The organism is Streptomyces sp. NPDC127595 (assembly GCF_042671685.1).
Taxonomy (GTDB): domain Bacteria; phylum Actinomycetota; class Actinomycetes; order Streptomycetales; family Streptomycetaceae; genus Streptomyces.
Genome location: NZ_JBHXWK010000007.1, coordinates 70,050 through 82,429, shown reverse-complemented (window position 1 = coordinate 82,429; position 12,380 = coordinate 70,050). Strand labels below are relative to the sequence as shown.

At 71.7% G+C, this 12,380-nt stretch carries 11 protein-coding genes; 8 read left to right on the top strand and 3 right to left on the bottom strand.

Annotated features, from left to right (window positions below; genetic code table 11):
- The first annotated feature begins 87 nt into the window (after positions 1-87).
- Positions 88-633, top strand: a complete 546-nt coding sequence (locus ACFVKT_RS23045) for a Uma2 family endonuclease (protein WP_385734359.1) — start codon at positions 88-90, stop codon at positions 631-633.
- Between the two features lie 35 nt (positions 634-668).
- Complete coding sequence (locus tag ACFVKT_RS23040; RefSeq protein WP_385735005.1) at positions 669-3,923, top strand: BTAD domain-containing putative transcriptional regulator; 3,255 nt, start codon at positions 669-671, stop codon at positions 3,921-3,923.
- 40 nt (positions 3,924-3,963) lie between these two features.
- Here ACFVKT_RS23040 and ACFVKT_RS23035 read toward each other — a convergent pair whose 3' ends face one another.
- The 3 genes from ACFVKT_RS23035 to ACFVKT_RS23025 form a co-directional block, all read right to left on the bottom strand.
- On the bottom strand, positions 3,964-4,788 hold the full coding sequence (locus ACFVKT_RS23035; protein ID WP_385734357.1) for an ABC transporter permease: 825 nt from the start codon (positions 4,786-4,788) through the stop codon (positions 3,964-3,966).
- The gene (locus ACFVKT_RS23030) at positions 4,785-5,810 is read right to left on the bottom strand and encodes an ATP-binding cassette domain-containing protein (RefSeq protein WP_385734355.1); all 1,026 of its coding nucleotides are present in this window, start codon (positions 5,808-5,810) and stop codon (positions 4,785-4,787) included. The genes ACFVKT_RS23035 and ACFVKT_RS23030 overlap by 4 nt, the downstream gene beginning before the upstream one ends.
- Before the next feature lie 90 nt (positions 5,811-5,900).
- Entirely contained in the window at positions 5,901-7,007 is a 1,107-nt protein-coding gene (locus ACFVKT_RS23025) for a rhodanese-like domain-containing protein (RefSeq protein ID WP_385734353.1), read from the bottom strand.
- Positions 7,008-7,434: 427 nt separating this feature from the next.
- Between ACFVKT_RS23025 and ACFVKT_RS23020 the strand changes: the two genes are divergently transcribed.
- From ACFVKT_RS23020 to ACFVKT_RS22995, 6 genes are all read left to right on the top strand, one after another.
- Positions 7,435-8,367 (top strand): ABC transporter substrate-binding protein, encoded by a 933-nt coding sequence (locus ACFVKT_RS23020; protein ID WP_385734351.1) that lies wholly within the window; start codon positions 7,435-7,437, stop codon positions 8,365-8,367.
- Positions 8,364-8,444 carry a putative leader peptide gene (locus ACFVKT_RS23015; RefSeq protein ID WP_385735004.1) on the top strand — a complete coding sequence of 27 codons (81 nt, stop codon included), beginning with the start codon at positions 8,364-8,366 and terminating at the stop codon, positions 8,442-8,444. The genes ACFVKT_RS23020 and ACFVKT_RS23015 overlap by 4 nt, the downstream gene beginning before the upstream one ends.
- A gap of 104 nt (positions 8,445-8,548) precedes the next feature.
- Positions 8,549-9,586: an ABC transporter substrate-binding protein gene (locus tag ACFVKT_RS23010; protein WP_385734349.1), complete on the top strand. Its 1,038-nt coding sequence runs from the start codon at positions 8,549-8,551 to the stop codon at positions 9,584-9,586.
- Positions 9,583-10,356: an ABC transporter permease gene (locus tag ACFVKT_RS23005; RefSeq protein ID WP_385734347.1), complete on the top strand. Its 774-nt coding sequence runs from the start codon at positions 9,583-9,585 to the stop codon at positions 10,354-10,356. Before ACFVKT_RS23010 ends, ACFVKT_RS23005 begins: the two co-directional genes overlap by 4 nt.
- Entirely contained in the window at positions 10,353-11,213 is an 861-nt protein-coding gene (locus ACFVKT_RS23000) for an ABC transporter ATP-binding protein (RefSeq protein ID WP_385734345.1), read from the top strand. Before ACFVKT_RS23005 ends, ACFVKT_RS23000 begins: the two co-directional genes overlap by 4 nt.
- Positions 11,210-12,289: a phosphotransferase enzyme family protein gene (locus ACFVKT_RS22995; protein ID WP_385734344.1), complete on the top strand. Its 1,080-nt coding sequence runs from the start codon at positions 11,210-11,212 to the stop codon at positions 12,287-12,289. Before ACFVKT_RS23000 ends, ACFVKT_RS22995 begins: the two co-directional genes overlap by 4 nt.
- Positions 12,290-12,380 lie beyond the last annotated feature (91 nt).

Genomic DNA, 12,380 nt, shown 5'->3' with positions numbered 1-12,380 from the left:
TACCGGTGGTCTGTGGGGAACGTCCCGCGGACGGTCAGAGGTTCCTGACAGTCGTTACGTTGGAAGCGGTTCGGCTGAGGAGGTGCCGTGACGATCGCCGATGACTGGCGGCAGGACGCCTTGGAGCGCATCCGGCTGCCCAGGAGCATGCGGCTCCGCCTGACACGCAGCGGACTCACGGTGGTACCTGTCACGCAGGCGCATCTCACGACGCAGCGCCGCATCGCCTCTCAGATCGAGACCGGGATGCCCGGGTGGTTTCCCGTGGGGGAGTTCAGCATCTCGCCGCCTCGCGAGGGGCATCAGCCGGAACCGGATGTCTCGGCCCTGCCGCTGGACAAGTTCGACGCGAGCAAGACCAGGTTCCCGGAGGATCTGCTGCCCTTCGTCGTGGAGGTCGTGTCCCCGGAGCGCGAGGGCCGGGACTACAACACCAAGCCCGACCACTACGCGATGCGCGGCATTCCGGCCTACCTCGTCGTCAATGTCCTTTCGGCACGCTGGATCCTCCTTACCCGTCCCGTGGACGGGGAGTACCAGCACACGGAATCCGGCGTCTTCGGCGACGAGATCAGGATCCCCGTCGCCGACCAGACCCTGGTCCTCGGCTCCTCCCAGTTCATGCGGGTCTGAAACCCGGAAGCGGAGCGGGTCCGTCACCAGTGACAATGGACCCCGTGCGCTACCGCATCCTCGGCACCACCCAGGCACTTCGCCCCGACGGCACGCCCGTTCCGGTGGGCGGGGCGCGGCTGCGTGCCCTGCTGACCGTGCTCGCGCTGCGGACCGGACGGGCGGTGCCGGTATCCGTTCTGGTGGACGAGGTGTGGGACGGCGACCCGCCGGCGGACGCGCAGGCCGCGGTCCAGGCGCTGGTCGGGCGGCTGCGCAGGGCGCTCGGCGCGGGGGCGGTGGACTCGGACGAGGGCGGCTACCGGCTGACCGCGGGCCGGGACGACATCGACCTGCACCGTTTCGAGCGGCTGGCGGGCGAGGGCACCCGCGCGCTGGCCGACGGCGACCCCGCGAAGGCGGCGGTCGTCCTGGACGACGCCCTCGCGCTGTGGCACGGCCCGGCCCTCGCCGACCTCCCCGACCGCACCGCCGACGCGGCCCGCTGGGAGACCCGCCGCCTCGACGTACGCCGCGCCCGCTTCACCGCGGCCCTCGCCCTCGGCGAAGCCGAACAGGCGCTGCCCGAACTCACCGCCCTCTGCGACAGCCACCCCCTCGACGAACCCCTCCAGGCCCTGCGCCTGCGCGCCCTGCGCGACGCGGGCCGCCCGGCGGAGGCGCTGGCCGCGTACGAGTCCGTACGACAGCTACTGGCCGACCGCCTCGGCTCGGACCCGGGACCCGAACTGAGCACCCTGCACGCTCAGTTGCTGATACCGGCCCAGTCCCGAGTCTCCGTACCCGCCCGCCCCGGCAACCTCCGCGCCCGTCTCACCTCCTTCGTCGGACGCGAGGCCGACATCGACACCATCCGGGGCGACCTCGCGGCGGCACGGCTCGTGACCCTGCTCGGACCCGGTGGGGCGGGAAAGACGCGGCTGTCGCAGGAGGCGGCGGAGGCCGTGGCGTACGCGGCGCGCGACGGGGTGTGGCTGGCCGAACTCGCCCCGGTGGACGACCCGAAGGCCGTGCCCGAGGCGGTGCTCACCGCCGTCGGTGCGCGCGAGACCGTGCTGCGCGGTGCCGGCGCCGAGGAGATGCGGGCGGTCGCCGACCGGCACGACGACCCCCTCAACCGGCTCGCCGAGCACTGCGCCAAGCGCCGCATGCTGCTGATCCTCGACAACTGCGAGCATGTCGTGGACGCCGCCGCGCACCTCGTCGAGGAGCTCCTCGAGCGCTGCCCCGGACTGACGGTGCTTGCCACCAGCCGCGAACCCCTGGGCGTACCGGGGGAGTTGCTGCGCCCGGTGGAGCCGCTGCCCGAGCCCGTGGCGCTGCGGCTGCTCGCCGACCGCGGGGCGGCGGCCCGGCCGGGATTCAGGATCGAGGACGACCCGGCGGCGGCCGCCGAGATCTGCGTGCGCCTGGACGGACTGCCGCTAGCCATCGAACTCGCCGCCGCCCGGCTGCGGTTGCTCACCGCACGGCAGATCGCCGACCGCCTCGACGACCGGTTCCGGCTGCTGACCTCGGGGGCCCGTACGGTCCTGCCGAGGCAGCAGACCCTGCGCGCGGTCGTCGACTGGTCCTGGGACCTGCTCGACGAGGACGAACGCGACGTACTGCGGCGGCTGTCCGTGTTCGCCGGCGGCTGCGAACTCGCCGCCGCCGAGGCCGTCTGCGGACCCACCGCACTGGAGTCGCTGGGCTCCCTTGTCGACAAGTCCCTTGTGGTGGCGGCCCCTTCGGCGGACGGCGGGATGCGCTACCGGCTCCTGGAAACCGTCGCCGAGTACGCGGGCGAACGCCTCGACGAGTCCGGCGACCGCGCCCCCGCCGAGCGCGCCCACCTCACGTTCTACCGGGAACTCGCCCGCACCACCGACCCCGAACTGCGCGGCCACGGCCAGGCCGCCGCGATCGCGCTCCTTGAACGCGAGTACGAGAACCTGCGCACCGCCCTGCGGCACGCCGTCACCGAACGCGACGAGCAGGAGGCCATCTGCCTCGTCCTGTCACTCAACTGGTACTGGCAGATGCGCGACCAGCGCATCGAGGCCCGCACCTGGTCCGCCGAGGTCATGGCCCTGGGCCCCGACCCGTTCGCGCCGCCCGCACGTCCGGTCGCCCCGCTGTACGAGAGCGTCACCGCCACCGCGCCGCCACTGCGCCCGGAGGTCCTCGAAGAGGCGCGGCGCGGAGTGCACCTCGTCCATCTCGCCGGTATGGACATGGACTTGGAGGCCTGGATGACGCCGGAGGCCCAGGAGCGGCTGCGCGTCATCGCGGGGACCTACCGGCCGGGCCTCCCGCAGACCTGCCGCAGCCCCGGCAGCCTCTGGTTCTACGCCGTCCTGCTCACCGGCGACATGGAGCGGATGCGCTCCGTCATCGACGTGACCGTCAGCACCTGCCGCGAGCTCGGCCTCGAATGGGAACTCGCCGTCGCCCTCCAGATGCGCGCCAACATCCTCGCCAACCGCGCCGACTGGGCGGGCGACGCGACCCGCGACGCCGACGAGGCGCTGGAGATCTTCGGCCGCGTCGGCGACGCCTGGGGCGCGGCCGAGGCGCTCTCTGCGCGCGGTGAGGCCCATGAGCGCCGGGGTGAGTTCGGGTCCGCCGCCACGGACTACGCGGAGGCGATGGCGTACGCCGAACGGCTCGGTGCCCGCGCCCAGGCGGCCGTGCTGAGTGTCCGCCTCGGCAGCATGTACATCGAGCTGGGCGAGCCCGAGCGGGGCGAGCGGATGCTGCGCGAGGTGCTCGCGCAGGGCTTCGGCGCCGTCAACGAAGCCATGCCCGCGGGCCGGCTCTTCCTCACCATGCGGCTCGGCCGCACCGGCCGGATCGACGAGGCGCGCGAGCAACTGCGACTGCTGCGCGAGGAGTTCGGAGCCAGCACCTTCGTGATCTTCGACGGTTACGTGATCGGGGTGGACGCCTGGCTGGACGCGCTCGACGGACGGTACGCGGACGCCCGGGACAAGGCGCGGCGAGCCGTGGAGCGGTCCCTGGACCCGCTGTCGCGGATGATCACACCGAACCTGATCTCCACCCATCTGACCACCGCCGCCATCGCCCTCACCGGCCTGTACGGCGCCGACCGCGCCGACGACGCGGCCCGACTCCTGGGCGCCGCCGACCACTTCCTGCCGCCGGGTCACTTCGCGGCCCCGGTGGAGGACGAGATGCGCGTCCAGGCGGAGGCGGGCCTGCGGGCCGTACTCGACGACGCGGCGTACCAAGCCGCGTACGCCGAAGGCGGCGAGCTCTCCATGGAGGAGGCCGCCGCCCTCATCTGACGCGGACCGGACCGAGAGCAGCCGCTCGGCGTGCCCAACGTCAGGACTTCGTACGGAACTTGTGGATCGCGTACGGCGCCATCACCACCGTGATCACCGCCGTCCAGCCGAGCGTCACCCACAGGTCGTGCGCGACGGGGCCACCCACCATCAGTCCGCGCGAGGCGTCCGCCAGCGAGGAGAGCGGGTTGTAGTCGGTGAAGGCCTGGAGCCAGCCGGGCATGGTCTGGGTCGGCGAGAAGATCGACGAACCGAACTGCAGGGGCATCAGGACCAGGAAGCCCAGCGCCTGCACCGACTGCGCGTTCTTCAGCGTTACACCGAGCACCAGGAAGATCCACATCAGGGAGGTGCCGAAGAGGGCGGAGAGCCCGATGGAGGCGAACAGGCCCGGCCAGTTCGTGATGTCGAAGCCCACCAGCACGCCGACGATCATGAGGACCGTCGTGGCGACGAGCATCCGCATCAGCTCCACCACGATCTTGGCGAAGAGCACGGAGCCCTGGCCGATCGGCAGGGTGCGGAAGCGGTCCATCACCCCCTTCTGGAAGTCCTCGTTGAAGCCGGTGCCGACGGCCATCGCGATGTTCATCGCCGTCATGGCCATCAGACCGGGCACCACGTACTGGACGTACACCTCCTGGCCGCCGCCCAGCGACTGGCCGATGGAGCCGCCGAAGACGTACACGAACAGCAGGGTGAAGACGACCGGCATCAGGATGGCGTCGAACATCGACTCCGGGTCCTGACGGATCCACAGCAGGTTGCGGCGGACCAGGGCGCCGATATGGCGCGCGTGCGCGCGGGGGCTGATGCGGCCCTCGTCCTTCGCGGCGAGGGGGACATCGATGACAGCGGTACTCACGCGGAGACCTCCTCGTAGGCGCGGGCCGGGGTGCTGTCCTGCGGGACACCGGCCTTGTGGCCGGTGAGGGAGAGGAACACCTCGTCCAGGCTGGGCAGTTCGGTGCTGATCGAGCCGATGGTGATGCCGCGTGCGGTGACCGCGCCGACCACGGCGGTGAGCTGTTCGTCGCTGAGGATCGGGACCAGCACGGAGCCGGTCTCGGTGTCCACGACGGAGGTGGCGAGGCCGGTGAGGCCCAGCTCGTCGAGCATCGCGGCCAGCGGGCGCAGCTCCAGCGGGTCCACCGGGCGGACGCGCAGGGTGCGGCCGCCGACCTTCGCCTTCAGCTCGTCGATCCGGCCGTTGGCGATGACCTTGCCGCGGTCGATGACCGTCAGCTCGGAGGCCAGCTGCTCGGCCTCCTCCATGTACTGGGTGGTGAGCAGCACGGTGGCGCCGTCGGCGACCATCCGCTTGACCTCGCGCCACACTTCGTTGCGGGTGCGCGGGTCGAGGCCGGTCGTCGGCTCGTCCAGGTACAGCACGGCCGGACTGCCGATCATGGAGGCGGCGAGGTCGAGCCGGCGGCGCATACCACCGGAGTACGTCGCCGCCGGGCGCTTGCCGGTCTCGGTGAGCGAGAAGCGCTCAAGGAGCTCGTCGGAACGCCTGCGGGCGTCCTTGCGGGGCAGATCGAGCAGCCGCCCGATCATGTACAGGTTCTCCCAGCCGGAGAGCTTCTCGTCGACCGCGGCGTACTGGCCGGTGAGGCCTATCACGCGGCGGAGCTGCCGGGGCTGCTTCAGCACGTCGTAGCCGGCGACCGTCGCCTGGCCGGAGTCGGGGGTGATGAGGGTGGACAGCACTCGGACGAGGGTGGTCTTGCCGGCGCCGTTGGGACCCAGCACACCGAGGACGGTGCCCTCGTGCACATCCAGGTCCACACCGTCGAGCGCCTTGGTCTCGCCGTAGTGCTTGACCAGCCCCCTTACGGTGACGGCGCTCTGGCCGTGCCGGGGCTTGTTGTCGATTCGCGTCATGACCACCAAGGTGCCAGCCGCCACCGACAAACCACCGACAGCCCGCCCACAGCCGCCTACACGCCACCGACAGCACGGTGTCCGCCCAGGTCAGCCCTGTTGTACGAGGGGTCGCTCCGGGTCCGCCGACCACTCCTCCAGCGAGCCGTCGTACAGCGTGACGTCCGTGCGGCCCAGCAGCGTCAGCGCCAGGGCGGCGCCGGCCGCGGAGATTCCGCCGCCGCAGTACAGGACGACGGGGGAGGCGGTGTCGTCGAGCACCGCCCCGACGCGCGCGGCGAGTTCGGCGCGCGGCAGGAAGCGCCCGGCCTCGTCGAGCAGCCCGCGCCCGGGCAGGTTCAGGCTGCCGGGGATGTGCCCGCGCCGCGAGTACCGGGTGGGCGCACTGCCGTCGAACCCGGACTCCGGAAGCGCGCACACGAGCGTCCCGGGCCGCTCCCCGCGCAGCACGGCGACCACGTCGGGGAGGGACGCCCAGACGTGGGGGAGAGGGACGGGGGTGAGAGTGCGGTCAGCGGGTCCGGGCGCCGCCTTCTGTACGGGCTCCGCCGGTGCGTGCACTTCGTGTCCGGGCGCCTGCTGTCCGGGTTCCGCCGCTCCGGGTTCGGCCTGCCTGTGTTCCGCCGGTCCGGGTTCCGCGTGCCTGTGCGCGGCCGAGCCGGGCGCCTTCTGCGCGTGCTCCGCCTGCCCGTTCGCCGCCGGTCCGTGCTCCGCCCGTCCGGGTTCCTCCTCCCCGACGACCGGCCGCCCCGCCGCCTCCCAGGCCGGCAGCCCGCCATCAAGTACCGCCGCCGGTACGGAGATCGCCCGCAGCATCCACCACAGCCGGGCTGCCCAGATGCCGCCCCCGCTGTCGTAGGCGACGACCTCGCTGCCGTCCCGTACGCCGAGCCGCTGAAGTGCGGTGGCCAGCGCCTCCGGCGCGGGAACGGCGAAGTGGTACGGCGCCGCGTGGTCGGACAGCTCGCCCGTGAGATCCGCGTGCCGGGAGCCCGGGATGTGCCGCTCGGCCCACTGGGCGTGACCGCTGCCGGAGCGGTAGTCGCCGTCGTGGCGGGGCGAGGGGAGCAGCGCGGTGGCGTCGAGGACGACCAGCCGGGGGTCGCCGAGGCGGGCCGCGAGCCAGGCGTCGTCGACCAGCGGTCCGGGAAGGAGGGGGCCGCGCGGTGAGGGAGCGGAGGGCGGTGCGTCGGTCATGGCCGGATGCTAACGCGGAGGTATGCGCGAAGCGCGCCCCTGAGCTGCAATATCTCGCTCACTGGGCAGATTCGTCCCACATCGTGGATCGTGCTTGCGCAACGACGGCAGCCGGGGGTTATGGTTTCGGACATCTACGCGGGAGCCCCTACCCGGTTGGGCTGAGAGGGCGTCTGGGATTCGAGTCGGCCATGGCCGGCCCCGGTCCCCATGGGAACGCCGACCGCACCACTTGACACTCAGAGGCTCCGCCTCAGTGCCCCGCGTAGGAGTACCGCATGTCTTCAGCAGTCGAGCACAGCTGTCCCCCGGCGCCCGCCGCGGCGGCCCGCTCCTGTTGTTGACCTGGGCCGGTCCCCTCCCCCTCCTCTCCCTCTTTCTCCCTCATCAGGCCCGCACGCCTGAGTGCCGTATGCGGAGTTCCTCCATGTCGCACGTCCGAGTCATGCTCGACTACTTCCACCCGTGGCCGAATTCCGCCGGTCTGTACGTCGCCCGGGACCGCGGCTGGTACCGCGAGGCGGGCCTCGACGTGGAACTCGCCGTCCAGGATCCGGGACGCGGCGACACCCTGGAGTACCTCACCCGCGGTGAGGTGGACTTCGGCATCTTCCCGCCGAACCGCCTCCTCGCCCGCCGCGCCGCACACGCCCAGCCGCTCCTCGCCGTCGCCGCCGTCAACCACCGCGCCCTGGAGGCGATCCAGACCGCCCGCTCGACCGGGATCACCCGCCCCCGCGACCTCGCCGGGCGACGCCTCGCGTACAACCCGACCCCGCGTGGCCGCGCCATGGTCCGTCACCTCGTCGCGGCCGACGGCGGCGACCCGGACGCGGTGATCACCGTCGACGCCGGCTACCGCGAACTCACCGTCGACGACATCGCGTCCGGCGAGGCCGACGCCACCTTCGGCAACTACTGGTCCTGGGACGCCCTGCGCGGCGACCTCCCCGAGGACCGGCGGCTCACCTGGCCGGTCGACGAGATAGGCGCCCCCCGCTACCACAGCTACCTCCTCGGCACGAACGAGGCCTACGCCGGCACCCGCCCCGACCTGGTGCGCGCCTTCCTGTCCGCCACCGCCCGCGGCTACGCGGCCGCCGCAGCCGATCAGGACCACACCCGCTCCCTGCTGGAGCGCGTCATCCCCTACTTCTCCCGCCCCCTGATCGCCCGCTCCCTCGCCCTGGTCGCCCCGACCTGGACCGGCGCCGGCGGCCACTGGGGCGTGATCGACGAGACCCGCATGGGGCCCTACGCCGACTGGCTCGCCCGGCACGGCGCCATAGCGCACGCCCGTGACTGGGCGTCCTCGTACACGAACGACCTGCTCGAAGCCGCCCCGGTGGGCACCAAGTGACCTGCCAGGCACGGGAACTGACGAAGCGTATGGCCGTGGACCTGATGCGGGTCAGCAGCGCACTGTGTCGGCTGTGAGGAACACCCCCACGTCCCTGAGGTGAGGAGCACCCCCGCGTCCCCGACGCGAGGCCCCCCTCCACGCCCCGACCACCGCCGCCGCGCCCCCTCCGAGGATCCCCATGAGACGCCGTACCGCGCTGCTCGCCATATCCACCGCCGCCGCTCTCGCCCTGACCGGCTGCGCGTCGCAGGACTCCACGTCTGCCGCCGCCGAGGACGGCACGACCACGGTCACCCTCGCCCTGGACTGGACCCCCAACACCAACCACACCGGCATCTACGTCGCCCAGCAGAAGGGCTGGTTCAAGGACGCCGGGATCGACCTGAAGATCGTGCCGTACGGCACGACCGCGCCCGAGACGCTGATCGCCGGCCACAAGGCCGACTTCGGCATCTCCTACCAGGAGGGCATCACCACCGCGCGCGCGGCGGGCCAGGACATCAAGTCGGTGTACGCCGTCACACAGCAGACGAACGTCACGGTCTCCGTACGCGCCGACCGCGACGACATCAAGTCCCCCAAGGACCTGGACGGCAAGACGTACGCGGGGTTCGGCGCCCCCTACGAGAAGGCCCTGCTCCAGAAGGTCATCCAGGCGGACGGCGGCAAGGGCGACTTCAAGCAGATCACCCTCAACACCTCGGCGTACGCGGCCCTTTACGCGGGCAAGGCGGACTTCGCGATGCCGATGCCGACCTGGGAGGGACTGGAGGCCGAGGAGACGGGCAAACCGCTCAAGGACTTCGCGCTCGCCGACTACGGCGTCCCGGCGATCTACTCGACCGTCATCGCCTCCTCCAGCCAGTACCTCAAGGACAACCCGGAGACAGCCAAAAAGTTCGTCGCAGCGCTGAACAAGGGCTACGAGTACGCCGCCGACAATCCGGACCAGGCCGCCGACCTGCTCATCGCGGCCAACAAGAGCACGCTCACCAACACCGAACTGGTCAAGGAGAGCGAGCAGTTGCTCGCCAAGGAGTACTACCGGGCGAAGGACGGCACACTGGGCACCCAGAGCGCCGAGCGCTGGCAGGACTTCGCCGACTTCGAGTTCAAGGCCGGGCTGCTGACCGACGAGAACGGCAAGAAGCTCACCAAGGCCCCCGACGCCTCGGAGTTCTTCACCAACGACTATCTCCCGGCGGCCACCCAGTGAAGGCGGCACTGCGTGCCGTCTGGCCACCCCTCCTCGTCCTCGCCGTCGTCATCGGCGGCTGGCAGACGTACGTCACCGCCGCGGGCGTCGACCCGACGGTGCTGCCCAGCCCCGGCCGCGTCCTCGACCAGGGCTGGGCCAACCGCACCGACCTGTGGGACCAGACCCTGCCCACCCTCCAGGAGACCCTGCTCGGCTTCGCGCTCTCCTTCGCCGCCGCCTGGCTGGTCGCCGTGATCCTGGACTTCTCGGCGGCGGCCCGCCGGGGCCTTTACCCGCTGCTGGTGGCCTCGCAGACCATCCCGATCGTCGCGGTGGCGCCCCTGCTGATCATCTGGTTCGGCTTCGGGCTGCTGCCGAAGATGCTGGTGGTCACCCTGACCACGTTCTTCCCGCTCGCCGCCAACCTCGCGGCGGGCTTCGCGTCCACCGACCGCGACGCGATGCGCCTGCTGCGCTCGCTCGGCACCGGCCGCTGGCGTGCGTTCCGGCTCGTCCGCGTCCCGAGCGCACTGCCGCACTTCTTCACCGGGCTGCGCGTCAGCATCACGTATGCCGTGGTGGGCGCCGTCTTCGCCGAGTACGCGGGCGCCGAGAAGGGCCTGGGCATCTACATGCAGGCGCAGAAGAGCGCGTTCCGCACGGACCTGGTGTTCGCGGCGGTCGTGGTCACCGCCCTGCTGAGCATCGCCCTGTTCGGGGCGACCTATCTGCTGCAACGGCTCGTCCTGCCGTGGGAGCGGGCGCTGCTGAAGGAGGGCCGGACATGAGTCTCCAGGCGCGGGGAGGCCCCGAAGCGCGGGCAGGCCTCCAAGTACCGGGCGATCTCCACGTACGTGGCGGTCTCCAAGTACGGGGCGCGGGAAAGGCCTTCGGCTCGCTCGACGTACTGCGTGACGTCGAACTCACCGTGGAACCCGGCGAGTTCGCCGCCGTCATCGGCCCCAGCGGCAGCGGCAAGAGCACCCTGTTCAACCTGATCTCCGGCCTGGACACGCCCACTTCGGGCGAGATCCTCGTCGACGGCGCCCCCGCGTCGGTGGCCTCCGGCAAGGTCGCCTACATGCCCCAGAAGGACCTGCTGTTCCCCTGGCGCACAGTGCTCGACAACACCGCGCTCGGCCTCGAGGCCCAGGGCGTACGGAAGAAGGAGGCACGGCGCCGGGCAGGCGAGCTCTTCGAGGCCTTCGGACTCGACGGCTTCCAGTCCGCCTACCCCTTCCAGCTCAGTGGCGGTATGCGCCAGCGCGCGGCCCTGCTGCGCACGGTCGTCCTGGAGCGACCCGTGCTGCTGCTCGACGAACCGTTCGGCGCGCTCGACTCGCTCACCCGCACCGAGATGCAGCTCTGGCTCGCCGACATGTGGCAGCGCTACCGCTGGACCGTCCTCCTGGTCACCCACGACATCCGTGAGGCCGTCCTGCTCGCCGACACCGTGCACGTGCTCTCACCCCGCCCGGCCACTGTCGTGCAGCGGATCGAGGTACCGCGCTCGGGCCCGCGCGGCCTGGACGCCCTGACCGAACCGGAGTTCGCGGCAACCGAGCGACGCCTGTTCGACGCACTGAGCGGCAGGGCCGGAGCAACCGACAAGACGGAGAAGGCGGACCAGGTGGTGACGGGATGAGCAGGCTGCTGGCCCACGGCATGGGCACCGACCCCGTCGCCCCCGACTGGCCGCCCCTCACCGACGCCGAGGTCGAGGCCGTCGTCGGCCCCGCGCAGGTGCTGTGGCGCAGCCCGCGCCCGCTGTCCGCCGCCGCCCTGGTCGAGCAGGGCGGGCGGCGCCTCTTCGTGAAACGCCACCACAGCGTCGTACGCACCCTCGAAGGTCTGGCCGAGGAGCACGCCTTCCTGCGGTACCTGCGCGGGCGCGGCGCACCGGTCGTCGAGGTGCTGGGCGCCCGGGCGCGGGGGGAGTGGGTGTACGAGATCCACTCGGCCGGCGCGGGTACGGACCTGTACCGCGACGCGCTGTCCTGGTCGCCCTTCGTCTCCGTGGGCCATGCCCGCGCGGCCGGCGCCGCGCTCGCCCAACTCCACCTGGCGGCCGAGGGGTTCGACGCCCCGCGCCGCCGCCCACGGCACCTGGTCTCCTCCTTCACCGTGTTCGCGGCGGTCGACCCGGAAGCGGCACTGGAGGCGTACGCGGCCGCCCGCCCGGCAGTCGGCGCCGCGTTGGCGCGCCGGCCCTGGCGGGAGGACCTGCGCGAGGTCCATCTCCCGTTCTACGAGCGCCTGTTGCCCTACCTCAGCCGTCTCGCCCCCCTCTGGACCCACAACGACTGGCACGCCTCGAACCTGCTGTGGGACACGGCGTCCGGCGAGGTGTCCACCGTTCTCGACTTCGGCCTCAGTGACCGTACGACCGCCGTCCACGACCTGGCCACCGCCATCGAGCGCAACACCGTGCAGTGGCTGGACCCGGCCCGCCCGGTCCGCTTCGAGGACGTGGACGCACTCCTCGACGGCTACACCTCGGTACGTCCGCTCAGCGCCGTCGAGTCGGCCGCCCTGCCCGAGCTGCTGCCCCTCGTACACGCCGAGTTCGCGCTCTCCGAGATGGGCTACTTCCACGGGGTCACCCGGTCCGCGCAGAACACGGCACTGGCGTACGAGTACTTCGTGGGGCATGCGCGGTGGTTCGCGGGGGAGGACGGGGCGCGTCTGCTGAAACAAGTACGCACCGCGACCATCAATTGAGGAACCCCCACGGCGAGCAATTCGGTCCGCGAGAGCGGCGCCGGTTCAGGCGCAAAAACGGGCGACGACCCGTCGACGGGGGATGTTCGAC